We start from the raw sequence: 24,599 nt of genomic DNA on the forward strand, positions 1-24,599 counted from the left end.
CCGTTCCCGTACTCGGGTTGCGCTGAGTGCCTTGTCAATTCCGATGACGCTCGCCCTGTTCGGGTGTAACGCGTCGGTCTCGATCGGCGGCCCGGATTACGGGGCGCTGGAGAAGAACATCACCACGGAGCTGGACAACGCCTACGCGTCGATGTCGCGCAAAGTCTCCTCGGTCAAATGTCCACGGCTGGCCGACGATCCGAAGGCCGGCGACACCTTCGTCTGTATCGCCGATCTCGGCGGCAACGACGTGCGCGTCGATGTGACGGTCGAAGACGACGAGGGCGCGGTGAAGTTCGTGACCCGTGACGTCGTGTTCGACCTCGCCGCGACCGCGAGCGGACTCACGACCGATGTCGCGAGCCAGGTGGGCTTTGCGGTGACGGTGGATTGCGGGCAGGGACTGAAGATCGTCGAGGTCGGCAGCACCTTCCCGTGTACAGCGGTCGATGCGCAGGGCGACTCGGCGACGATCGAGGTGACCGCCCGCAACTCGGGTGACAGCGACTGGCGACTGGTGGAATAGCACCCGTTGGCACCTCGCCGCGGCGATGCGCGTCGATACCGGCGCGTTCGCCAGACGCGCGGGGATCGGAACACGCTCGGCTGCGGCAGGTCGGGACGTGGGCCACCATGACCACCGTGGTGGCCCGGTCGGGGGTAACCGGGGTTACGCCCGGCTCAGTGGGCCGCAGCGAACATCGAATCGTGTGCGCACAGTGTCCAGAGTTTGCCGGAGGTGCTCGCGTCCGCGGCGGTGGGTGAGCATGAACCTCGTGGTTCCGATCATGCGGCGCGGCAGCGGGTACCAGCGATCGAGATCTATTCCGCAATCGAGGAACACTCTGTTCGGGACGCTGTCGAGGATGAGGCTGAGATTGTGCATGGCCAGCGAGCCGAGCACATAGGGAAGTGCCGCATTCGACTTCTTCCGCAGGTCCGGCGCGTCGAGTTCGTACAGCGGAACTTCTCTGAGCTTGTCCAAGAACAGCAGGTGGGTCAAAAAATAGCCCATGTACGACGTCAGATGGAATGTGGCAGAGCGCGGCTGCATCGAGACGACCGCACCGCTGTCGGAAACGTAGGGCTCGTACGGCAACGGCGGATCGCCGCGCAGTATGTATCCGGTGCAGTTCACTATCCAGCTGCCCGGTTGGATCTTCTTCGCTGATCCGCTCCGGAGGACCAAGTCGATCTGGCCGTCGCGGTCGACGGCATCAACGACGTGATCCATGATCACCTCGTTCAGACCGGCGGCAATCGTCTCGGTCTCCGATCCGGACAGCAAGCCCAGCAGGAAGTTGCCCGTGGTGGGGGTCAACCACGTGCCGTAGGTCGTGCGTAACCACGTCGCGACCTCGGTCTCGTTGGTCCCGTCGAAGCGTCGACCCAGTTCCGTGAAGACACCGGTTGCCAGCGTGCCGCCCCACCATCGTCGGCTGCCTGCGGGGAACAAACGGTCACGGTCGGAAAAGAACGTGCCTGAACCTGCCACGAGGTTCACTTCCCGACCTGGGTATTCCGTGATCAGCGCATGCGCGGTATCCATCGCGGTCTTTCCCCCACCCACGATCCACACAGGGGCCTCGCTCGCCCGCATCTCGTCCCCCCGCATATCGCAGAAGTCGGGTGACACCGACACGACACGTGGGCTGGAAATCGCGAGCGGGCTATTGGGTACAACCCCGAATCCGCCGGCTTTGATCAGTCGCTTCGCCTCGATCACCATCAGACGGCCGTCAGACTTGCAGGTTAGGCGCACAATGCTGTCGGACTCCTGGTGTGACTCCAGTGTCCAGCCGAAGTACTCCTCCACCTGCACTCGTTGTTTGACAACCTCGAGGCAGTGGTCGAAGTGGGCGAGCACCTCGTCCTTGGTTGCCAGGTAGGAGCGATCTCGGCCAAGGGTCCACTTGATGTTGCCAGCGGTGAACAGGCCATGCGGTTGGTGCAGTCGTACGTAAGCGTAGGTGTCGACCCACATGCCGCCGGAACGATCGCGGCGGTCGACCAGGATAATTTTCTGCGATCGAGACAGGTATCGACTGGCGACGAACAGGGCATTGATTCCGGCGATGCCGGCTCCGACGATGCAGACGTCGCAGCGCTCTACCCGAACGGACGTCTCGGCTGAGGCGGCGCCATCTGTCACCGCAACCTCCTGGGGGAGACTCTTCATTCAGCGAGAGTGGAGCTGTCGGGATGTCACGCTCCAACGCGATCTTGGTTGCGATCAGTTGATTCTCTGTCGATCCTCCTCGCAGCAGGCACGAATGTCACCGATGGTTCGCTGTCCTAAGGGCTTCTATCGGGCTCGGTTGCTGAGCGATTGCGCAGACACCGGCACCTGCTAGGTACTGCTGACGGAGGGTCGACACGCGGTCGAACAGAACGAGAAACAGCAATGCCCGGGGGAAAGCTGGCTCGGCTGCTACCGTTATTGCTCAAATAAGCACCGGCACAACAGCTTTGCCTAAGTAACTTGTTGTACCGATGGCGTGTCTCAGTGGGTTGACCGGGAGGTCTGATGCCAGGGATCGTGACGCAGTTCGCCATCGCCGATCTGGTGTTGGAAGCACGTCGTGCCGCCGGTGAGCCGGTACCCGAAGGGGATGATCTTCGGTTCTTCTATCTCGGTGCGGCCGGGCTCCAACTCGCCGAGCTCCTACCGGCCAAAACCGAACTCGCCGCCGCCGAGCCGAACAGCCGGGTCTTCGCGGCATGGTTGCCGGTTTTGAGACTGTTGGCCGGTACCCCGACGACGCCGGGGCTTTACGGCAACCTGGTCGAGATACGTGGGACACTCGAGTGGCTGCGTGGGCTGGCCGAGCAGGCAGACGTTGCAGCCAAGGTCGAGCTGATCAAGAACCGCGACCGTGCCGAGCGCCTGCGTGACTTGGTCCCCGCTCTCTCCGGCCAGTTGGCTACGGTGCCGGGCCTGCTGGGCGGATTCGCGGCGACAGCGTTGAGTGCGGGCCCCCAGGCTTCGGATGGAACCTCGGTACTGGGGTCGTATGAGCGCTGGAAGTCGCGGCCGCCCGAGCAGTGGCGGCCCCGCGCTACCGTCCACGGCAGCCGCACTGGGAAGTTCTTGCAGGAACTGCGTCGCCTGGCCAAGGACAGCGGTGACAGCCGACTACTGGCATTCGTTGACGGATACACGGTCGCGAACGCCGCGGCACTCTCGGGTAAGCCGTTCCTCAACGGGGTTGTCGGTGGACCGCACCGCAACCAGTGGTGGCGCCACACCTGGGTGGCGAACTACATCGATACCTGGTCGTGGGGCTATGTCAACAAACGGCGAGCCGTCCGGGCAGAGGGCGCCGAAATCGTGTTCACCGCGTCGAATTCCCTGCCCAATCCTCGGCTGCGCTACTGGGACAACGCCTGCGGTTCTGAACTCCAGGACCGGATTCGGTTCGGCAACATCGATGCGCCCAGCGTGCTCAGCGCGATCGCCAACGCCACCGCTCTGCCCGCCGAGCTGCCGCCCCAGCTGGTGACGCTGTGGTTGGACGCTTACACCTCCGTCTACGGGCCACCTCTGCCGGCAGCGGGCATCGACGCGGGAGGCGTGCACAGCGCCTACTCCCTGACCTGGCTCACGCTGTGGCTGAAGACGTCACAGCAATTCCTGCCCGAAGTGCCGCCAGAGCGGATCAACCTGCCCGACAACTGCGGTGCGAAACCACCCTGGGTCGACAGCGACGGCTCGGTCTTCCTACCCGACGGCCAGGTCGTCCAGCCGCCGGAGGCGCCATCAGGAAGCGTGTCGGTCGCCGAAATCGCCAGCGCGATCGCCGCTGTCGTGCTGGCCGCGCTCAACTACGCGATGGGCAACGTCGTCGTGGGCAGCGCGCTGATCGTCGGCGCGGTCGAACGAGTCGATGAAGCGACGCCACCGGACTGGGACGAGTTGCTGTGCCACCTCGAATGGGTTGAGGTGTATCTGACCAACTTCTCGAATTCGATTCGTCAACTGCTGGTCGCCGCGGGACTCGCGCTGCCCTACACCTCCGATCTCGAACACAATGTGATCCAGTTCAGTCCACTCGGGGGCGGCCAGATCTGGCCGGTCACGGCGGCATTGAACACCTGTCGCAGTGCCGCCGCGGCCGAAAACGGCTATCCGCGCTCTATGTGGAAACCGGCGGGCGGGGCGAGCACTTGGCCGTTGTACCCGAGTGAGGCTCCCGAACCGCCGGTGCAGGTGTCGGCCGGGACGACGCTGGCGTGGCCGTTGATCTTCCTCGACGGCTGGACCTTCACCGACAACGGCGTGGGCACTGTCCCGCGCTACACCGGCACCCAGTCCAACCCACTCGCACTGAGCGGTGCTCTCCCGACCGTTTTGGACGCCGACGAGTGGCGCCGACGAGTCGATATCGTCACCTCGGGTCAGGGCGCACTCGACGTGTCCGGGTTCGGCAACGCTGTCGATCTCGCCCGAGCACTGCTGGATGCGAATCCCGACGAAACGCCTTATCTGGACTGGGATCTCGATGCCGATCGCGGACTCGGCTGGCCGGCCTGGATATGGCGTGACCAGACCGGGAGCCCCGGTGACGTCCTCGGCGGCGGGTAGCGAAGGAGTCTGACACATGCGCGAAGGCGAAGAAGAACCCGGCGAGCCGACCGGCGGAACAGGACCCCGACTGGTAGTCGGCTACACCTACAGCGACACCGGTGCGCGCCCCCTCGCGGCGAACACCGTGTTCTACGCCTCGCCGATGATAGAGGTGTCGACCGCTGACCCGCAGACCGGCGTCATTCCCGTCGATGTTCCGGCCGGCGTCAGCGTGATCGTGCAAAACCTTTCCAACGGTCCGGCGCTCGGTACCACTGCGACCTTCTGGTTCGCCCGACCGAGCTTCGGCGCGCTCGTCGACATCACCCGGATCGGGACGGCCACGGCGACCTCGATACCGCCCGGCGGCGCCGACCTGCTCACCTGCACCACCGAATGGACCCCTAGCGCCGACTTCGGTACCCACCAGTGCCTGCTCGTGCAGGCCGAATGTCTCAACGACACCCTCCCCACCACACCACCAGGCCTGGCGTTCCGACCTGACCTCGCCCGCCACGTGGGCCAACGCAACCTCACCATCACCGCCCACGGGCAGCCGATGCTGCTCACCGTGAGTAACCCGTTCGACCACGAAAACCTCGCCGTCTTGCGCCACCGCGGCTGGCGCCTGACCGGCGTCACCCCCGAGCTCTGCGAGACTCTCGGCATCCATCCCGCGGACCTCGCTACGCACGCCCTCGAACCGCGTGTGCAACGCATGCTGCGCCGGTACGAGGTCGGGTTGTCGCACGAGGTGGAATCGCGAATCGAGCTGTCCGACACCGGAAACGAGGGTCGGGCCGACACCATCGACCCCGACACCGCAGACCTGCTCACCCAACGTCCCGGCGAACCAACCGGCGAGCCCTTCGCCGAATTCGCTCTCCCCGATGCAACATTCAGAGAAGTTGAACTGACCATTTCGTCCGCCGACCTCGGCCCGGACGACCTGGAGGTCCACGAGTTCGTCCAGACGGTCGGCAATATCGAAGTCGGCGGCTATATAACAGTCGGTATCGCTGGACCGAGGTGACCCCGCAGTATCGCCTGCCGTCTCCGCCGCGTCGCTAAGCAAGCGGAGAGTGTGGTTTCACGCATCGAGCAGGCTCGGCACTCTGTGTCCGATCATCCGTGCTCGACGCGGCGGGCTAGACTGTGCGCCCGGAAGGGTCTTGCCTTCTGCCGATTCCGGCTGAGAGTCGGCCGACGGTGACGAAGGAGTCCCCGCGTGGAAACGCCCTTCCGGTGGCCGCGTGTATCAACGCTGTCCGCCCGAATCGAATCGACGGTAATGCCCCGATGAGTACTGTGACCGCACACGAGGCGTTCGAACACCCTGCCCTCTTCTATGGGAACGAGCAGGAGTACAGGCAGCAGACGGCGGCATTCCTGCGCGAGGGTGCGGCGGCGGGGGAGCCGATGGCCGTCGCGGTGCCGGGGCCCAACCTCGCGCTGATCAAGGACGAGCTCGGCGTCGATGCTCGCGGCATCTCGTTCCTCGATATGACCGAAGTCGGCCGCAACCCGGGGCGGATCATTCCGAAGGTGCTCAAGGGGTTCGCCGACGCGCATCCCGTGGGGCGGGTTCGCATCATCGGCGAGCCGATCTGGGCTGGGCGTAGCGCCGTGGAATACCCGGCGTGCGCGCAGCACGAAGCGCTGATCAATGCCGCCTTCGAGGGCCGCGCGGTGACCATCCTGTGTCCCTATGACGAAACACGCCTGGACGCGGCGGTCCTGGCCGATGCGCGGCTCACCCACCCCACCGTCATCAGTCAGGGGCGCGAGCAGGCCAGCAACGACTACGACTGGCAGGCGATCGTGGCTCGCTACAACGAACCGCTGGTGTCGGCGCCCGATGCCGTGGTCTTCCCCTTCGGCGAGGCCGAGCTTCGATCGGTCCGGCAGTTCGCCGTCGACCACGCGAGTAGATGGGGACTCGACGCCGTACGGCTCGAAGACGCCAAGCTGGCGGTCGCAGAACTGACAACCAACAGCGTGGTGCACGGCGGCGGCCGGGGTCTTTTCGCAATGTGGTCCGAGCCGGGGCGCCTCGTGTTCGAGGTTCGCGACGGCGGGCGCCTGAGCGATCCGCTGGCCGGCCGCAGGCCACCTGACCAGGGACAGCTCGGTGGTCGGGGTCTGCTGCTGGTGCACTACATGGCAGATCTGGTGCGCATACACACCGGCGAGGACGGCACCACGATCCGCTTCTATCTCGACGTGTGAATCGGGATCTGCGAATCCGGCCGCGCGTATCGCGGTAGACCCGTAGGGCTCAATCCGGGTAGTCGGGTTCACGCCGAACGATCGCAGCGTAAAGTTCTGCGGCGGGTGGTCATCCGAATCCGACAACTCACCGCTGCGTCGTGTGTGGGTGACGACGGGTCGGCGATACCTCACACCGATCGGATAGGTGTTCGGTTCGGACCGGTCGACCAATGAGGACAGCAATGACGGATACCGCAGCACCGGCCCGAGCAGTGCCCGAGCAGGCCCCGCCGAAGCAGGCCACGGACGAAGTCGAACTGCGGCGGCTTCTCGCCGGTTTGACCGCGGTGCGTGACGGTGATTTCGGCACCAGGTTGCCCACCGACGCCGACGGGTTGCTCGGCGAGATCGCCACGGTGTTCAACGGCATGGTGGACCAGCTGTCGCTGTTCACCTCTGAGGTCACCCGTGTCGCGCGCGAGGTCGGCACCGACGGACGCCTCGGTGGGCAGGCCGAGGTGCCCGGTGTGTCCGGCACCTGGAAGGACCTCACCGACTCGGTGAACGCGATGGCGGGCAACCTGACCAGCCAGGTGCGTGACATCGCTCAGGTCGCCACCGCGGTCGCGCGCGGTGACCTGAGCCAGCAGATCACGGTGAACGCGCGCGGGGAGATCCTCGAGCTGAAGAACACCATCAACACGATGGTCGACCAGCTGTCCTCGTTCGCCGACGAGGTCACCCGTGTGTCCCGTGAGGTCGGCACCGAGGGCAGGCTGGGCGGGCAGGCCGATGTCAAGGGTGTGTCCGGGACCTGGCGAGATCTCACCGACTCGGTGAACTTCATGGCGGGCAACCTCACCGCACAGGTGCGCTCGATCGCGCAGGTCGCCACCGCGGTGGCGGGTGGCGACCTGACCCAGAAGATCCGGGTCGATGCCCGCGGCGAGATCCTCGAGCTCAAGGAGACCATCAACACGATGGTCGACCAGCTGTCCTCGTTCGCCGACGAGGTCACCCGCGTCTCGCGCGAAGTGGGCACCGAGGGCAGGCTGGGCGGGCAGGCCGATGTCAAGGGCGTCTCGGGGACCTGGAAGGACCTCACCGAGTCGGTCAATGTCATGGCCGACAACCTCACCGCACAGGTGCGGTCGATCGCGCAGGTCACCACGGCGGTCGCGGGTGGCGACCTGACCCAGAAGATCCGGGTCGATGCCCGTGGCGAGATCCTCGAGCTCAAGGAGACCATCAACACGATGGTCGACCAGCTGTCCTCGTTCGCCGACGAGGTCACCCGCGTGGCCCGCGAGGTCGGCACCGAGGGCAACCTGGGCGGGCAGGCGACCGTTCGCGGCGCGTCGGGTACCTGGAAAGACCTCACCGACAACGTCAACGTGATGGCCTCCAACCTGACCAACCAGGTGCGCTCGATCGCCCAGGTCGCCACCGCGGTGGCGCGCGGTGATCTGAGCCAGAAGATTACCGTCGAGGCCAAGGGTGAGGTCGCCGCGTTGGCCGGGGTGATCAACACCATGGTCGACACGCTGTCGGCGTTCGCCGACGAGGTCACCCGCGTGGCCCGCGAGGTCGGCACCGAGGGCATGCTCGGTGGTCAGGCCCGCGTGCCCAACGTCGCGGGTACCTGGAAGGACTTGACCGACAACGTCAACTCGATGGCCAACAACCTGACCAACCAGGTGCGCAACATCGCCCAGGTCACGACCGCGGTCGCGCAGGGCGACCTGACCCGCAAGATCGACGTGGACGCGCGCGGGGAGATCCTGGAACTCAAGACCACGATCAACACGATGGTCGACCAGTTGTCCGCCTTCGCCGCCGAGGTGACCCGAGTGGCCCGCGAGGTGGGCTCGCAGGGCCGACTGGGCGGCCAGGCCGAGGTCGAGGGCGTCTCGGGCACCTGGAAGCGGTTGACCGAGAACGTCAACGAGCTGGCGGGCAACCTGACCCGCCAGGTCCGCGCTATCGCCGAGGTCACCAGCGCCGTCGCCGAGGGCGACCTGACGCGCTCGATCACCGTCGAAGCCTCCGGCGAAGTCGCCGAGCTCAAGGACAACATCAACTCGATGGTGGAGTCGTTGCGCGAGACCACCATGGCCAACCAGGACCAGGACTGGCTCAAGAGCAACCTGGCCCGCATCTCGAGCCTGATGCAGGGCCAGCGTGATCTGCATGTGGTGGCCGAGCTGATCATGGACGAGCTCGCGCCGCTGGTGTCGGCGCAGTTCGGCGCGTTCTACCTGGCCGACGAGACCGCCGAGCAGCCGGAGCTGCGATTGATCAGCTCCTACGGCAGCCCGGACGGAACGGGCAGCGCGGCTCGGCTCACCTTCGGCCAGTCACTGGTCGGGCAGGCGGCGCGCAGCCGCCGCACGATCGCCGTGGACGACGTTCCCGGGGACTACCTCGCCATCTCCTCGGGGTTGGGGCGAACCGCGCCGGTCAATCTCCTCGTGCTGCCGATCGTGGTGGAAGACCAGGTGCTCGGGGTGATCGAGCTGGCCTCCCTGCATCGCTTCACCCGCATCCACCTCGATTTCCTCGATCAGCTCATGGAAACGGTGGGCGTCAATGTCAACACCATCGTGGCCAACGCGCGCACCGACGAACTGCTGGTCGAATCCCAGCGCCTGACTTCTGAGTTGCAAGCACGCTCGGAAGAGCTGCAGGTACGCCAGGAGGAACTGCAGCTGTCCAACGCCGAGATGGAGGAGAAGGCAGCGCTGCTGGTTCAGCAGAACCGCGATATCGAAGCCAAGAACCTCGAGATCGAGCAGGCCAGGCAGGAGCTCGAGACCCGCGCCCAGGAACTCGCGCTCGCCTCCAAGTACAAGTCGGAGTTCCTGGCCAATATGAGCCACGAGCTGCGCACACCGCTGAACAGTCTGCTCATCCTCGCTCAGTTGCTGGCGCAGAACCCGACCCGCAACCTCACACCCAAACAGGTCGAGTACGCGGGCATCATCCACTCGGCGGGTTCGGATCTGCTGCAGCTGATCAACGACATCCTCGATCTGTCCAAGGTCGAGGCGGGCAAGATGGACATCACGCCCGAGCGGGTGCCGCTGCGTAGATTGCTGGACTACGTCGAGGCGACCTTCCGGCCGGTGACCACGCAGAAGAGTCTCGGTTTCCGCATCACGACCGGTGCGGGCCTGCCACTCGACCTGCTCACCGATGATTCTCGGCTGCGGCAGGTGCTCGGCAATCTGTTGTCCAACGCGGTCAAGTTCACCGAGAGCGGGTCGGTGGAGTTGCGCATCGAGCCGACGGAGACGCGGGAGTTGCCCGCCGCGGTACGCCGCCACGGCATGGCCATCGCCCTGCGAGTGATCGACACCGGCATCGGCATCGCCCAGCATCAGCTGGAGTCGATTTTCGGTGCCTTCCAACAGGCGGACGGCACGACCAGCCGCAAATACGGCGGCACCGGGCTCGGTCTGTCGATCAGCCGCGAGATCGCCTACCTGCTCGGCGGTGCCATCGCGGCCGAGAGCACCCTCGGCCAGGGCAGCACCTTCACCCTCTATCTGCCGGTCGCTCGCCCGGACTTCCAGGAAGTGCTCGAGGTCGAGCACGAGGACCGCGAGCAGACGCACGACCGGCTGGAACTCGCGTCGAGCTCGGCGACGCCACCGCAGCGTCGGCTGTTGGTGGTGGAGGAGCGGCCGCAGGGCCTGCTGTCGCTGGTCGCGCAGAGCGCGGTGGCCGACCTCGCCGACAACAATGACCCGCGCGGGCCTGTCCAGGTGGTCAGTGCGATCGGTGTGGTGGAAGCGGCCGGTGCACTCGCGGCCGAGTCGTTCCATTGCGTAGTGCTGGAGCTGGACATGCCAGACAGCGCCGCGCTGAATTTCCTCGAGACGATGGACGGCGATGCCGCGTTGAGCAGCGTGCCGGTGCTCGCCCACAACCGCCGCCTCGACGCCGAGCAGGAACGCCTACTGCAGGAACACATGCGGCGACGGCCGTTGGAGTTGCTGTCGAGTCTGGACGAGCTGCGCGAGCGGATCGCCTTGCACGTCACCGCCGAGGCACCCGGGGACGTACTGCCCCTGGTGCGCCGGGACGAGGCACCGACCGCCACACCGCATCGCCCGCTCGGTGAGCTGGCCGGGCGCACTGTGCTCATCGTCGACGACGATGCCCGCAATCTGTTCGCGCTCAGCAGCATCCTCGAACTGCACGACATCACCGTGTTGCACGCCGAGAACGGGCGCGAGGGCATCGACAAGCTGCTCACGCACCCGGAAACGGATCTGGTGCTGATGGACGTGATGATGCCCGAGATGGACGGGTACACCGCGACATCCACCATCCGCGAGATGCCACAGTACGAGAAGCTGCCGATCATCGCGGTGACCGCGAAGGCCATGCTGGGTGACCGGGACAAGAGCCTGGCCTCAGGCGCCAACGACTACGTCACCAAGCCGGTCGACGCGGATGCGCTCCTCGCCTGCATCGTGCACTGGCTGGGTGCCAGATGACCGATTCCGGAGTGCCACGCCTCGCGGCCACGGTGGAGCGGTTGCACAAGCAGATTCGGGAGGCGCAGGCCACGGCAGACGGCCGGGCGCTGATCGAGATGGCAAAGGGTGTGCTGGTCGAACGGCTGCAGTGCGGGCCCGCGCAGGCGGCAACCCAACTCGAGATCCTGTCCGCCCGAGCCGGGGTCGCGCCCCTGGAGTTGGCCGTAGACCTGGTGAACCAGGCGGCGCAGGACAAAATGAGCGCGGTGGTGGGGGAGTTTCTGCAGAGCACCGCCACCACCGGCGAGCCGACGGCGGTCGTGCGGCTGCGCACCGCCGAGAGCGGGCTGCTCGCGGCGGGCGATACCCAGCGGGTAGCGGAGTCGGTGCTCGAACACGCGGTGTCACCGCTGGGTGCCACGGCGGTCGCGATCTGGTCTGCGGGCATCGACGCGTCGCTGTCGCTGGCGGGTTTCGCCGGGATCGCCGAGCACGAGGCCCAGCGGTGGCGCTATGTGCCGCCGGGGGTGGTGACCCCGGCGCGGCAGGCGCTGATCCAACGCAAGGCGCAGTGGATCGAGGACCTCAGTGTGTCGGGGCTGCCGTCGATCGGAGACCGTGCAGGCGGCCGCGCAGCGATACCGGTCGGCTCGGCCGGCAAGATACTCGGGGTGCTCGAGGTGTGCTGGCCTCGGCCGATCGACGTGCAACCGCGCCAGATCCACCGGCAATTGGAAGCGCTGGCCGAATTGTGCGCGCACACGCTCGAGTCCGACTCGGCCGCGGTGCGGACCACTGAACGCGCCGATGTCGCCGACCTCGTGCGCTTGGCCGACGGCTTGTTCGATCCCGCACTGGTGCTCATGCCCCAACTCGACGAGGGCACGCTCGCCGACTTCTCCATCCACCACCTCAACAGCTGCTTCGTCGACCCGGCCGGTCGACCTCCCGGCCTGATCAGTGGCTCGTCGCTACTCGAGATGTACCCGATGGCCGCGGTCGAGGGGCGACTGTTCGAGCGGATCGAGCATGTCTTCGCCACCGGTGAGACCTACCGCGCCGACCGGGTCATGCTGACCGAACTGGTCGACCAGATCCCCTTGACCGTCGCGGCCGCGCTCAGCATCAGCCGCTACGGCGACGCCGTGCTCATGGTGTGGCGGATGGAGGACGAGTCGGGGCGATTGGCGACGCTGCTGCAGCACGCCCAACGGCTCGGCCGCGTCGGCGGTTTCGAAGAGAACGCGGCCACCGGCGAGATCACTTGGAGCGATCAGCTTTTCGCGCTCTACGGATTGGCACCGACCACCGACCCGGTCCCGCTGGCCCAGCTGCCGGGCCACGTCCATGACGCCGACACCGAGGCGGTGCGACGGTTTCTGCGCACGCTGCTGCGCTACCGCCGTCCTGCCTCCACCGCATGCCGCCTGACCAGATCCGACGGCGTGACCCGGCACGTCAGGATCATCGCCGAACCGGTTGTCGACGCGGCCGGGCACCTGCACGCCATTCGCGGTGCGTACCAGGATGTCTCGGCCCAACACTGGACCGAGATCGCGCTGTCGGCGACCCGGGACCGGCTCACCGACACCGAAATGCACGCCGCCGAACAGAGCAGTCTGGCAAGGCAGCTCCAGCAGGCCATCATGCCCGAGGCGCAGCCGTCGACCGACGCGTTCGGTTTGCGCATCGCGGTGCGCTACCGGCCGACCGAGCAGGACGACCTCGTCGGTGGCGACTGGTACGACACCATCGTGCTGCCGTCGAAGGAGATTCTGGTATCGGTCGGTGACATCACCGGCCACGGCATCACGGCCGCGACCGGAATGGTCGTGCTACGCAACGCCTTACGTGGCCTTGCCGCAACCGGCGCCGGACCGGGCCAGATGCTGGCATGGCTGAATCTGGTGGCACACCACCTCACCGACAGCATTTTCGCCACCGCCGTCTGTGGCGTCTACGACCCACAGACTCGGGTCCTGCGCTGGGCTCGCGCGGGCCACCCGCCACCAGTGCTGGTCCGAGCCGGCCGCGCCTGGTCGCTGCCTGAACTCGACGGCATAATCCTCGGCGCGGTGGCGGAAACAAGCTACGAGGAAGGCGAAATCCAGCTCGAACTGGACGACACTCTGCTGCTCTACACCGACGGCCTCATCGAGCGTCGCGACCTAGGGCTTGACCTCTGCGTAGAACGACTTCTCACGATCTCGGCCGAATTCACCGGAAGCCTGGATGACCGTCTCGACCACCTGCTCGACTGCAGCGACTCCGACACAGACGACGACACCTGCGTAGTCGGCATCCAGGTGGGAACAGGCATGGGCCCGCCGATCGGCGGCGTCTGACAGCCGCGAGCGTGGGTCCTGGTCCCGCACCTCGACGGCATGGTGATCGGGGAGCTTCAACCGCGTTCTATCGGTGTTGTTGATCCTCGGCAGGAGAATCCTCCGTCGTCGTCGCTGCGCCGTGCTCGTTGCGGTCTGCCTCGATCACGCCGTTTCGGCGGGCGCGGATCGCGTTCACGAGGGCGAGTACGGCGCCGAAGGCGACGAGCACGAGCCCGCGCAGCCATACCTCACCGTCGATGCGGGTGAACAAGAACAGGCACGAGGCCAAGCCGAGGCAGGGAAAGATGGTCGGAATTCGGAAGTGGTCGGGTTCGCCGTTGTCTCGGCGCAGAACCAGCACTGCCGCGTTGACGCTTGCGAAGACGAACAGCAGCAACAGCACCAAGGTGGCAGCCAACGAGTCGACTTCGCCGGTCAACGCCAAGAGCAGCGATACGGCAGACGTCGCGAGAATCGCGACCCACGGTGTGCGCCTGCTCGCCAGGACACGGCCCAGAACCGGCGGTAGCAGACCGTCGTTGGCCATGCCGTATGCCAACCGTGACGACATGATGCCGGTGAGCAGCGCGCCGTTGGCGACGGCGACCAAGGCGATCACGCTGAACAGCCAGTCGGGGATACCACCGGCGGCGCGAACCACCTCGAGCAGCGGCCCGCTGGACTGCGCCAACTGATCGGTGGGCACGCAGGCGCTGGCGACCACGCCGATCAGCACGTACACCACCCCCGCGGTGAGCAACGCCCCGAACAGTGCCGTGGGGTAGGACCGCCGCGGATCCTTGACCTCCTCGGCCAGATTCACCGAGGTCTCGAACCCGACGAACGAGTAGAACGCCAGTACCGAGCCTGCCAGCACTGCCCCGATGGCGCCGTGCTCGGCGGTGCCGACCTGGGTGAGCCGGTCCAGATCCGCGTCGCCTCGCAGCATCACCCAGGCGCCCAAGCCGATGATCAGCAGCAGGCCGCCCACCTCTATGAGAGTGGCCACCACATTGGCACCGAGAGACTCCTTGATCCCGCGGATATTGAGCGCGGCGAGCAGTGCAAGGAACACGACTACGACCATGAGAGTCGGCACCGTGATCAATGCTTGCAAGTAGTCACCGGCGAACGCCCTGGCCAGCGCGCCCACCGAGACGATGCCCGCGGCGAGCATGCAGAAACCGACGAACGAGCCGGCCGCGGGACCGAACGCGGTGGTGACGTAGTGGGCCGAGCCGCCCGCTCGCGGGTACTTGGTTGCCAGTTCGGCGTAGGAGCCCGCGGTGAGCGTGGCCAGCACGAGTGCGGTCAGCAGCGGTAGCCAGACCGCGCCACCGGACTCACGCGCGACGGATCCGACCAACACGTACACGCCTGCGCCGAGAACGTCGCCGAGGATGAAGAAGAACAGCAGCGGGGTGGTGACCGCCCGCTTCAGCGAGTCAGGCATGAGACAGCCATACCCAGTTGTCTCCGACGCAAGCACCCGGGTGCGCCGGTCGTCGGTCGTGACCGGATTCGTGCGCGCTGAACCCGCAGCGATGAGTAACCGTGTTACTGTACGACAGCCTTGCTGTGACGCACCTCATGGTGCACAGCAAGCGAGCACACCGGAGCAATGAAGCAAACGGGTGGCGTACATGGAGCGTGTCGTATGTGTCGGCTGAGTCAGCGTGAGTTCGCGACGGCAGGACGGCTCAGCGAGGTGGTGTCCATCCGCCGTACGGCTGCGGTGTCGGAGGTCGGGGCCGACACCGCCAACGCGTCTGCCGCAACCCTGCCGCCGCTCCGCGTGTGAATACGCAACCACACCCGCTCTGCCTGCTTGGTCAGACGAATACGAAGGATCTCGTGATGCCTGCATTCTCCCGCCGCTCACTGCTGAGCGGTGTTGCCGCCGCCAGCGCTCTCGCTCTCGGCGCACGCTCGGTCGGTTCGGCTGCTCCGGCCGCCGCGCAGCCCGGCACGGTCCCACTGACGCGGGAAGAGCACAGGGTCGTGGTCATCGGCTCGGGATTCGGCGGTGGCGTCAGCGCCCTGCGACTGGCGCAGGCGGGGGTGCCGGTGACGGTGCTCGAACGCGGACTGCGCTGGCCCACCGGCCCCAACGCCGAAACCTTCCCCCGGGCCTCATCTCCGGACAAACGACTACTCTGGCACCGCTCCAGCCCGAACCTGTTCGGCCGCCCCATGATCTTCGAGCCCTACACCGGCCTGGTCGAAGCTGTGTCGGGAGTGAACATGACCGCCCTGTGCGCGGCGGGGGTCGGCGGCGGTTCCCTGGTCTACCAGGGGATGTCACTCCAGCCCACCAGGGATGTCTTCGACACCCATTTCCCGGCCGAACTCGACTGGGCGCTGATGAACCGGGTGCACTATCCGCGGGTGGCCAGGATGCTGAAACTGGCCGAGGCTCCCGACGAGTTGGTCGCGAGCGAGAACTACCGAGCAGCAAGGGTTTTCGCCGAACGCGTACAGCGCGCCGGGATGCCGTTGGCGAAGATCCCGATGCCCATCGACTGGGATTTCGCGCTCGCCGAACTACGCGGGGAGATGAAACCGTCCTACACCAACGGTGACGGCGCGATGGGTGTGAACAACGGCGGCAAGCATTCGGTCGACGTCACCTACATCGCGGCTGCCGAGGCCACCGGACTGGTGAAGGTCGAGACGCTGCACGAGGTGACCGACGTCGAACGCGGAACCGACGGCCGCTGGATCGTGCACGTGCTGCGCCTGGACACCACCGGTGCGGTGGTCGAGAACAAGATCCTCACCGCAGGCACCCTGATCATGGCCGCGGGCAGCCTCAACACGACTCGCCTACTGGTCCGCGCGGGCGCCAAGGGGCTGATCCCCGATCTGCCCGACAAACTCGGCCAGGGCTGGGGGACCAATGCTGACCGGATCTATGTCTGGACCGACCCGTCGGCCGAATTCGGTGCGCCCCAAGGCGGTCCGGTGGTCTACGGCAGCAAGAACTGGGACGATCCGCGTTCGGCGCACACCGTCATCCAGGCGTCGATCCCGCCGCTGTCGCTCGACCCGCGCAGCACGATGATGGTCGGCTTCGGTGTCAGCGACAGCCGGGGCACCTTCATTTACGACTCGGGTCGCGACGACGCGATCCTGCACTGGCCCGCCGACGGCGACAGCTACATTCAGAACAATCACATCGACCCCGCCGTACACCGCATCGCCGGACCTGACGGCATGCTCCTCGACACCAACGCACTGTTCCCGTCCACCTGGCACCCGCTGGGTGGGGCGAGCATGGGCGCGGTCTGCGACCTCGACGGCCGCGTACATGACCAACCCGGTCTCTACGTCCTCGACGGTGCGCTGATGCCCGGCAATACCGCGGCCTGCAACCCGTCGATGACCATCGCCGCGGTCGCTGAACGGGCACTGGACAATATCGTCGCCCGCGATATCGGCACCCTCATCTGACTCGGGACTACAGGGAATGGGGCAATTCTCCGACATGACAACCCACTCACCTGCGCAATGGCTCTCATCGGCCTGGCGCGTGCCGTTCGTGGTCGTCGCTACCGCAGGCACCATGGTCTTGGGCGCACTGCAACCCGCCTCCGCGCAAGCCGAGGAATACGGTTGCGATGGAGAGCATTTCGTAGCGTCCTGGGCGGCCAGCCCTACCGATTCGGTCACGCCGTTGGATGCATCCGGTGGGCCTGTCCCGCTGACGGTGAACAATCAAACCTTTCGCATGGTCATCACCCCACATCTGGGCGGCACCCAGCTACGTGTCCGCCTGACGAACCGATTCGGGCTCACACCTGTCACTTTCGACGCGGTCAGGGTCGGTGATCAGGTGTCGGGTGCGGCCGCGGCGAACATCGCACCGGTGCTGTTCGACGGCAAGCCTTCGACCACCCTCGCTGCCGGAGCCGATGCGCTCAGCGACCCGGTGCCGTTCACTGTCGCCTCGTTCGGTCCGCTGGCGGTCAGTATCCACGTCGCCGATTCAGTCGGTCCGCCGACGAAACACTGGAATTCCAACGCCACCTCCTACTATTCCCCCGCCGGCAGTGGCGACCTGACAGGACAATCCGACTCCGCGCGGTTCACTTCCACGACCAACGCCTGGTTCTATGTCAATGCCCTGGATGTGCTCGCACCCGCCCAGACCCGAGCCATAGTCGCGTTCGGCGACTCCATCACCGACGGCTTCGTCGGTACCACCGCGGCCGCTGTCCCCGCCGACCGTGCGGTGGCCGACACCAACGGACGCTACCCGGACTTGCTGCAACGGCGACTCGATGCCGCGGGCATTCCCCTTTCGGTCGTCAACGCCGGGATCGGCAGTAATCGACTTCTGACCAGCGGCGAACCACTGCTTCTGGGTCCGAGTGGCCTTTCCCGGTTCGAACGAGACGTACTCGAACAAGCCGGAGTCGGCGGAGTTCTTCTCCAAGAGGGCATCAATGACCTCGGTCTGCCACCACAGGCCGACGCGGCAGCAATGATCGCCGGATATCAGCAACTCATCACCACAGCACGCCGGCACGGGAAGAAGATCTGGATCGGCACCCTGCTTCCAGCCTCCGACGCCCTCGTCAACGGCGTCATGTCGGCCCCCCGCAGCGAGACCGACCGTCAGCAGATCAACACCTGGATACGTAACCAAACCCTCGCCGACGGCGTCGTCGACTTCGACGCCGCCCTGCGTGACCCTGCCAACCCCGCTGTCCTGCAAGAGGTTTATGCCAGTCCGGACCGCCTACACCCCAACCCCGCCGGCTATCAGGCAATGGCGGATACGATCCCACTGTCCATGCTGGAGCAGACGCGTTCCCCCGCCTGTTGACGCCGGGGCCACCAGCACATGCGCCGGTGAGGTGAACACGGCTCAGTTTCGTGAATTCCGAACAGAGGAAGTTATGCGTCAATCGGCAACTGTCACCGCGATGCTGTCCGCAGTGGTCTCGGTGCTGGCTCTCACTGCCCTTGCGGCGCCCTCAGCGGCCGAAGACCTGCCCGCGTTACCGGCGGACTTCGAGTTCGGGATCTCTCAATCCGGTTTCCAGTCCGAAGGTTTCAACCAGGACTCGAACTATCTGCGCTACGGCAACGAAGGGAAATTGCACGAGCCGGTGGGAAACGCCGTGGACTTCTACCACCAGTACGAAGGCGATGTCGCCAAGGCGGCCTCGATCGGTGTGGACAACTATCGGATGTCGGTGGAGTGGTCGCGCGTCGAACCGCAGCCCGGTGTCGACGATGCGGCCGGTTGGGCGTTCTACGATGCGGTGATCGGCGCCGTCGTGGCCTCGGGCATGCGCCCCATGATCACGTTGAATCACTGGGTTCATCCTGGTTGGGCGGTCGATCGTGGAGGGTGGAACAACCCGGAGATGGCCCCGGCCCTGACCGCTTTCGGGCGACGTGTCGTTGATCGCTACACCTGGGCCGAGCCGATCTGGATCACCTTCAACGAGCCGAGCGAATACGTCCGGCGGGAACTGACCTACGGCGGTTTGGCGCCGCTGAACACCGGGCTCATGGTCGATGGGATCATCGAGGCTCATCGAGCGATCACGACCTACATCCATGCCGTGCAGCCCGGCGGCCAGGTCTCCTCGAATATCGCCTACATCCCAGTGCCCGGTGTGGAGCCGGCGCTGGAGACCGTGTTCTCCGACCGTATGGTCGATTCCTTCGACTTCATCGGCATCGACCAGTACTACTCGATCGCGCCCTCGGAACTGTCGTCGTTCATCACCTCGGGCGGATCGTTCTGGAACCTGCCGCAATCACCGGAGAGCATGTACTACGTGCTGCGCCACTTCGCCGCCAAATATCCGAACAAGCCGCTGCGGGTGATCGAGAACGGATTGGCTACCGACGCGAATCAGAACCGTGCCGACGGGTACCGCCGCGACGACCATCTCCGCGACACTATCTATTGGATTCAGCGCGCGCGCCGAGACGGCATCAATATCGTCTCCTACAACTACTGGAGCCTCACCGACAACTACGAGTGGGGTGAATACGGATCCCGATTCGGTCTCTACAGCGTCGATGCCGTCCACGACCCTGCCCTGACCCGCCGACCGACAGTCGCGGTGGCGGCCTACCGTGAGATCACCGAACACCACGGGGTGCCATCCACCTACCGGCCGACGCGCCAACCAGCCCCGTGCTCATTGGTTGCGCTGCCCGACAGTTGCGGCGATCCGGTGTCGGTCGAGCCACGCTGACGAGTCCGATACCAGCTGTGGCTCGACTACGGGTCCAGCCACAGCGCTTCGCAGGGCATTCGCCGTTTGGGGAGGAACCCATCGCTGATCTCGCTGGCAGTGATCGAGGGGTGAGGATGGGAAAGCCAGTCGTGCAAGAAGTTCCGCACCGCGGTACGGCAACCGCAGAGGTCGACCACCAGGCCATCCGTGATCACTCGGAGGTGAGTGTCGGGTTCGGCGGGGCGTGGAGATCGACGCAGTGACATCAGAAGCTTCCCCGGCCTCCGGGGGTAAGAACCGAGCCGTTGTGCGACCAGCCGCGATCCACGACTGTTGCCGGTGACTGCCGACTGATTGTCGCTGTGAACGATCTGCGCGGTGGCTCTGTGTTCATGCGTTGCCCTTATATGCGTGGTGGTGAGCATGTTCGGTCGTGCGCGGCAGGTGAACGGCCGCGTGGCGTCGCCGATTGCCGAAAGGGTAACACGGTTATCGTTCAGGGGGCTTGCCTGCGGGTATTCGCTACGCTGACCGGGTCAAGGGTTGGCAGGATTGGGCCGAGCTGTCAGCCGGGGCGGAGGCCGACCCGCGGTAGCCGTCCCGCCGATTCTGCCTCGGTCAGCCGGAAGAGTGTGGTTATGAGCAAGTCGAATCAGGTCTCGCACGAGGTGGCCGGGAGCGCGCCGTTCCAGTTAGCGGCGCGGGTGGGCCTGGTGGCGTATGGCGTGGTCCACCTCCTCGTGGCCTGGGTCTGTGTTCAGGTCGCGCTCGGCGACCTCGACGGCGGCGGGGTCGGAAAAGCGGACAAGACCGGCGCGCTGCAGAACCTCGCGGCGAACCCCGGCGGCGGGTTCGTGCTCTGGCTCATCGCCGTCGGACTCGGGTTCGCCGTGCTGTGGCAGTTGCTCGAGACCTTCACCGGCGCGCGGAGAAGCCGCAAGGACAAGCTGCTGCGCGCGATGAACTTCGGTGAGGTGGTCCTGTTCGGTTACCTCGCCTACAGCGCGGCCAAGCTCGCGAACGGCTCGCCGGCCTCCTCGACCGACCAGGCACAGCTCGGTCTCATCGGTAGCCTGCTCAGCGAGGAGTGGGGCAAGCCGGTGGTGATCGTCATCGGGCTCGCCATCGTCGCCGCGGGCCTGTTCGTCGCCCACCATGGCTGGTCGAAGCGGTTTCACGAGGAGCAGGACTTCAGCAAGGCGAGCCGGTCGACGGAACGGGCCGTGATCCGGCTCGGGCAGGTCGGGTACGTGGCGCTCGGCGGGGTGTACGCCGGTGCCGGGCTGCTCGTCATCGTGGCTGCCGTGCAGAGCCAGCCGCAGAAGGCGACCGGGCTGGACATGGCGCTAAGGACCCTGGCGGTCCAGCGGGATGGCACCCTGCTGTTGCTCGTCGTCGCGGTCGGCCTGGCCGCGTTCGCGTTCTTCACGTTTCTCGACGCCCGGTTCCGCAAGGTCCACTAGCCGCACCCGCATGAGGGGAAACGCGCGGCCGCACCTCCGACGAGTCACCGGGTGAGGCCGGCGTCGTGGGCCAGTAGGGCTGCTTGGACGCGGTTGGTGACATCCAAGGTGGAGAGGATGCGGCTGACGTGGGCTTTGACTGTGCTTTCCCGCAGACGCAGGCGGACCGCGATGTCGGCGTTGGTTTCGCCTTGTGCGAGTAATGCGAGTACGTCCCGCTCACGGGGGGTGAGGCGGTCGGCGCGGGCCAGGGCGGCGGCTATCCGCCGCTGATCGGATCGGTGGAAGCGGTCGATGACGCGACGGGCCGCTCGGGGGTGCAGCATGGCGGATCCGGCAGCGACGAGATGAACCGCACGCAGGATCTCGGCGGGGTCGGTATCTTTCAGCAGGAAACCGTCGGCGCCGGCGGCGAGGGCGTTGTAAACATATTCATCGAGGTCGAAGGTAGTCAGGGTGATCACCTTCGGCGGATGGGGCAGCGCCCGGAGACGAGCGATGGCGGTGATGCCGTCCATCCGGGGCATCCGGATATCGACGAGGGCGACGTCGATGTGATGGGTCGTGGCCAGCTCGACAGCGTGCACCCCGTCGGATGCCTGGGCGGTCACCTCGACATCGTCGTCGCCGGCGAGCAGATCGGCGAGTCCGAGGCGGACCAGGGCGTCGTCGTCGGCGATCAGCACACGGATCATGTACTCCAACCGTTCTGTGCGAGATCTGCCGGATGGGGAATTGTGCTGAAAAGTCGCCAGGAACCGGCGCCGGTGGGACCGGCGACCAGGTCGCCTCCGAGGGCGGTGACCCGTTCCCGCAGTCCCACCAGACCGAAGCCGGAATCGACAACACCCGGTGCCGGGGCTCCGGCCGTATTTGTGATCTCCACTGTGGTGGTGGGCGGCTGATAACAGACTCGGATGGTGACCTGTGCGCCGCGGGCGTGCTTGCGGGCATTGGACAATCCTTCCTGGACGATCCGGTAAACGGCGAGGCGATGGGCTGCTGGAGCTTCCTCGGGGCGCCCGGTGGCGTCGATCTGAACGTGTTGCCCGGCCACCCGACTCTGCTCGACGAGTTCGTCCACCTCGCGTAGCACGGGATCGCGTGGGGCGGAGCCGGTTTCGGTATCGTGCAGGGCGCCCAGCACGTCGCGCAGGTCGGCCAGGGCTTCGGTGGCGGCGGTGCGTAGCAGGGCCAGCCGTTCGGCGATCGGCGGCGGCAGGGTGTCGGCCTTGGTGGTGAGCACGCCGGTATGCAAGGCGATCAAGCTCAGTCGGTGCGCGAGGACATCGTGCATTTCGGCGGCGATCCGGGACCGTTCGGCCGCGCGAGCCGCCTGTTCGCGCAGTTTCCGCTCCACGCGCAGGTGCTCGACCTGGGAATTGAGCGACTCCACCAGGCGGCGGCGGCTACCCAGCCACAGACCACCCACCACGGCCACCATCAGGAACAGGGTCGCTCCGTACTGCTGGGGCGTCCACAGCGCGGTCACCGGGTCGGTGAACACATTGGCTACGAGCGCGACCAGTGCGCACCCGACCGCGACGGGTGCGCGACGATGCGCGGCCAGTTCGAACATGGCGACCAGCAGCAGGGGCAGCAGCGGCCACCCCCAGGCCGCGGCCGCCACCGTGGCCAGCGCCGGTGCTACCGGCCACGGCAGCCGGGGCGCGAGCAGCGCCGCACCGCACAGCACAGCCGCCGCGGCAGGCATGGTCAGATAGCGACCGCCCGTGGCAGAGGCAGTGTTCTGGACGGCCACGAACGTCAGCAGCACCACCAAGGCCCAGCGCCCGTACTGCTTCCACGTGGGTCGCGCGATCCGAGTCACGTACAGAAGCCTAGGCGGTGACGCGGCAGGTGACCTCCGCCGATCTGACCGGTTCGACCCCTACTTTCGTCGGGGGACGCGGTCGTCGTTCGGCGGATTCGCACAGGTCCGAGCGTTTCTAGCGTCGAGTGCATGGATGACCGGACCACATCGAACGACTGTTCCCGCGCGCGGCGCCGACCGGAGGGTTGGATGTTTCTCGTCGAGGCGGCCCAGGATCTGCGCACCACCGGCGCCGTCGCACCGAGCGGACGGGCCCTGGCCGAGGCGCTCGTCGACCCCGTGCGCACGCGGGGTCCCCGGCCGCTGATGGTCCTGGAAGCGGGGGCGGGCACAGGCGCGGTGACCCGTACTCTGCTCCGGTGGCTGGCACCGGGCAGCAGGCTCGATATCGTCGAAGCCAACCCGCGTTTCGCCGATCGGCTGCGCCACCTCGTCCAACCGTATTCGCGGGCGGACGGTGAACCGGGGCTGGTTCGAGTCCACCAGGGCTACGTCGAGGAGCTGGACCCGGACTGCCGCTACGACGTGATCGTCTCCGGTCTGCCGCTGTCCAATTTCACGCCCGAACAGGTCGCGACGATCATGACCCGTTACCTCGACCTGCTCGCCCCGGGCGGGACACTCACCTACTTCGCCTATCTCGGCACGCGCCGGGCACGCACGCTTTTCTCCTCCCGCGCCGAAGCAAGCCGCCACGGAGTGGTCGAGGAACTCATGAGCGGATACCAGCGCCGCCACGGCATCCGGCGCCGGACAGTCTGGGCCAACCTACCGCCGGCCGCGGTATGGCAGCTCGAGGGTTTCGCGGGCACGCTCGAGCTACCGATCGCGACACCCGGCGCCACGGAAGTCGGCCGGTGACCGACCTGTCTGTCCTCTTCGGAGAGGTACCGCCCGCCGTTGCCTACCCTGTCCTCGCCGCGGCGCTGCTGGCCGAGTCCGTCCTGCTGATCGGTGCGTTCGTCCCCACCTTGACCCTCATGCTCACCGCCGGCGCGCTCGCCCGCACCGGTCAGTTGCACCTGCTTCTCGTGATCGGCGTTGCCGCGGCAGCGGTGGTGGTCGGCGATTTCCTCGCCCACCGGACCGGACGCGTACTAGGGGCGCGCCTGCGTACCGCGGGAATCGGCCGGCGAATCCCGGGCACTGCGTGGCTGCGGGCCGAGCAGTTGATGGAACGGCGTGGTGGACAGGCGGTCGCGGTCGCCCGGTTCGTCCCGGTGATCCGCACCCTTGTCCCACATCTCGCTGGAGCTACCCGGCTGCCCTACCGCCGGATCGCGCCCTACAGCGCGGGGGTGGCCCCGCTGTGGGCCGCGGCCGAGGCCGGCGTCGGCTACGCGGCCGCCACCTCTGTGCAGCACATAGTGGCGGTTGGCTTCCCGGCCGCCGCCGCGTTGTTCGTCGTGATCACGGCGGTGGCGCTGTGGCGGCGGACGCGCCGGAAACCCGAGGTCGGACGTGCGGGCCGAGCGGCAATCTGAGGAACGGCCGAAGGTATGTC

The 24,599-nt window shown here is 66.3% G+C and carries 16 protein-coding genes; 12 read left to right on the forward strand and 4 right to left on the reverse strand.

Going from position 1 to position 24,599, the window contains the following annotated elements:
• Positions 1 to 43: 43 nt before the first annotated feature.
• Positions 44 to 526: a DUF4333 domain-containing protein gene (locus ACLJPD_RS16395; RefSeq protein WP_410873006.1), complete on the forward strand. Its 483-nt coding sequence runs from the start codon at positions 44 to 46 to the stop codon at positions 524 to 526.
• 144 nt (positions 527 to 670) lie between these two features.
• Here ACLJPD_RS16395 and ACLJPD_RS16400 read toward each other — a convergent pair whose 3' ends face one another.
• Entirely contained in the window at positions 671 to 2,152 is a 1,482-nt protein-coding gene (locus ACLJPD_RS16400; RefSeq protein ID WP_410873008.1) for an FAD-dependent oxidoreductase, read from the reverse strand.
• 375 nt (positions 2,153 to 2,527) lie between these two features.
• On the opposite strand from ACLJPD_RS16400, the gene ACLJPD_RS16405 reads away from it, so the two are divergent.
• From ACLJPD_RS16405 to ACLJPD_RS16425, 5 genes are all read left to right on the forward strand, one after another.
• On the forward strand, positions 2,528 to 4,585 hold the full coding sequence (locus tag ACLJPD_RS16405; protein ID WP_410873009.1) for a hypothetical protein: 2,058 nt from the start codon (positions 2,528 to 2,530) through the stop codon (positions 4,583 to 4,585).
• 16 nt (positions 4,586 to 4,601) lie between these two features.
• Positions 4,602 to 5,600 (forward strand): hypothetical protein, encoded by a 999-nt coding sequence (locus ACLJPD_RS16410; RefSeq protein WP_410873010.1) that lies wholly within the window; start codon positions 4,602 to 4,604, stop codon positions 5,598 to 5,600.
• 266 nt (positions 5,601 to 5,866) lie between these two features.
• Positions 5,867 to 6,796 carry an anti-sigma factor RsbA family regulatory protein gene (locus tag ACLJPD_RS16415; protein ID WP_410873011.1) on the forward strand — a complete coding sequence of 310 codons (930 nt, stop codon included), beginning with the start codon at positions 5,867 to 5,869 and terminating at the stop codon, positions 6,794 to 6,796.
• A gap of 224 nt (positions 6,797 to 7,020) precedes the next feature.
• The gene (locus ACLJPD_RS16420) at positions 7,021 to 11,283 is read left to right on the forward strand and encodes a HAMP domain-containing protein (RefSeq protein ID WP_410873012.1); all 4,263 of its coding nucleotides are present in this window, start codon (positions 7,021 to 7,023) and stop codon (positions 11,281 to 11,283) included.
• A complete protein-coding gene (locus ACLJPD_RS16425) occupies positions 11,280 to 13,610 on the forward strand; it encodes a SpoIIE family protein phosphatase (protein ID WP_410873013.1) in 2,331 nt (776 codons plus the stop codon). Before ACLJPD_RS16420 ends, ACLJPD_RS16425 begins: the two co-directional genes overlap by 4 nt.
• Before the next feature lie 67 nt (positions 13,611 to 13,677).
• Here the strand turns inward: ACLJPD_RS16425 and ACLJPD_RS16430 are convergent, their stop codons facing one another.
• Positions 13,678 to 15,045 carry an APC family permease gene (locus tag ACLJPD_RS16430; protein ID WP_410873014.1) on the reverse strand — a complete coding sequence of 456 codons (1,368 nt, stop codon included), beginning with the start codon at positions 15,043 to 15,045 and terminating at the stop codon, positions 13,678 to 13,680.
• Positions 15,046 to 15,449: 404 nt separating this feature from the next.
• Between ACLJPD_RS16430 and ACLJPD_RS16435 the strand changes: the two genes are divergently transcribed.
• The 4 genes from ACLJPD_RS16435 to ACLJPD_RS16450 all read left to right on the forward strand — a co-directional run bounded on the left by ACLJPD_RS16435 (position 15,450) and on the right by ACLJPD_RS16450 (position 21,261).
• On the forward strand, positions 15,450 to 17,045 hold the full coding sequence (locus ACLJPD_RS16435) for a GMC oxidoreductase (protein ID WP_410873015.1): 1,596 nt from the start codon (positions 15,450 to 15,452) through the stop codon (positions 17,043 to 17,045).
• A 34-nt stretch (positions 17,046 to 17,079) separates the two neighbouring features.
• On the forward strand, positions 17,080 to 18,423 hold the full coding sequence (locus tag ACLJPD_RS16440) for a GDSL-type esterase/lipase family protein (protein WP_410873016.1): 1,344 nt from the start codon (positions 17,080 to 17,082) through the stop codon (positions 18,421 to 18,423).
• A 100-nt stretch (positions 18,424 to 18,523) separates the two neighbouring features.
• Complete coding sequence (locus ACLJPD_RS16445; RefSeq protein ID WP_410873018.1) at positions 18,524 to 19,816, forward strand: family 1 glycosylhydrolase; 1,293 nt, start codon at positions 18,524 to 18,526, stop codon at positions 19,814 to 19,816.
• A gap of 620 nt (positions 19,817 to 20,436) precedes the next feature.
• Positions 20,437 to 21,261, forward strand: coding sequence for a DUF1206 domain-containing protein (locus ACLJPD_RS16450; protein WP_410873020.1), 825 nt, complete (start codon positions 20,437 to 20,439; stop codon positions 21,259 to 21,261).
• 44 nt (positions 21,262 to 21,305) lie between these two features.
• Here the strand turns inward: ACLJPD_RS16450 and ACLJPD_RS16455 are convergent, their stop codons facing one another.
• Positions 21,306 to 21,956, reverse strand: coding sequence for a response regulator (locus ACLJPD_RS16455; RefSeq protein ID WP_410873022.1), 651 nt, complete (start codon positions 21,954 to 21,956; stop codon positions 21,306 to 21,308).
• Positions 21,953 to 23,092, reverse strand: a complete 1,140-nt coding sequence (locus ACLJPD_RS16460) for a sensor histidine kinase (RefSeq protein WP_410873024.1) — start codon at positions 23,090 to 23,092, stop codon at positions 21,953 to 21,955. Before ACLJPD_RS16460 ends, ACLJPD_RS16455 begins: the two co-directional genes overlap by 4 nt.
• Before the next feature lie 192 nt (positions 23,093 to 23,284).
• Here ACLJPD_RS16460 and ACLJPD_RS16465 point away from each other — a divergent pair, with 192 nt between their 5' ends.
• Together ACLJPD_RS16465 and ACLJPD_RS16470 are read left to right on the forward strand one after the other, a co-directional pair.
• Positions 23,285 to 23,956 (forward strand): class I SAM-dependent methyltransferase, encoded by a 672-nt coding sequence (locus ACLJPD_RS16465; RefSeq protein ID WP_410873026.1) that lies wholly within the window; start codon positions 23,285 to 23,287, stop codon positions 23,954 to 23,956.
• Positions 23,953 to 24,579, forward strand: coding sequence for a DedA family protein (locus tag ACLJPD_RS16470; RefSeq protein WP_410873027.1), 627 nt, complete (start codon positions 23,953 to 23,955; stop codon positions 24,577 to 24,579). The genes ACLJPD_RS16465 and ACLJPD_RS16470 overlap by 4 nt, the downstream gene beginning before the upstream one ends.
• Positions 24,580 to 24,599: the final 20 nt, after the last annotated feature.

The organism is Nocardia sp. A7 (assembly GCF_046549215.1).
In the GTDB taxonomy this organism is placed as follows: Bacteria; Actinomycetota; Actinomycetes; order Mycobacteriales; family Mycobacteriaceae; genus Nocardia.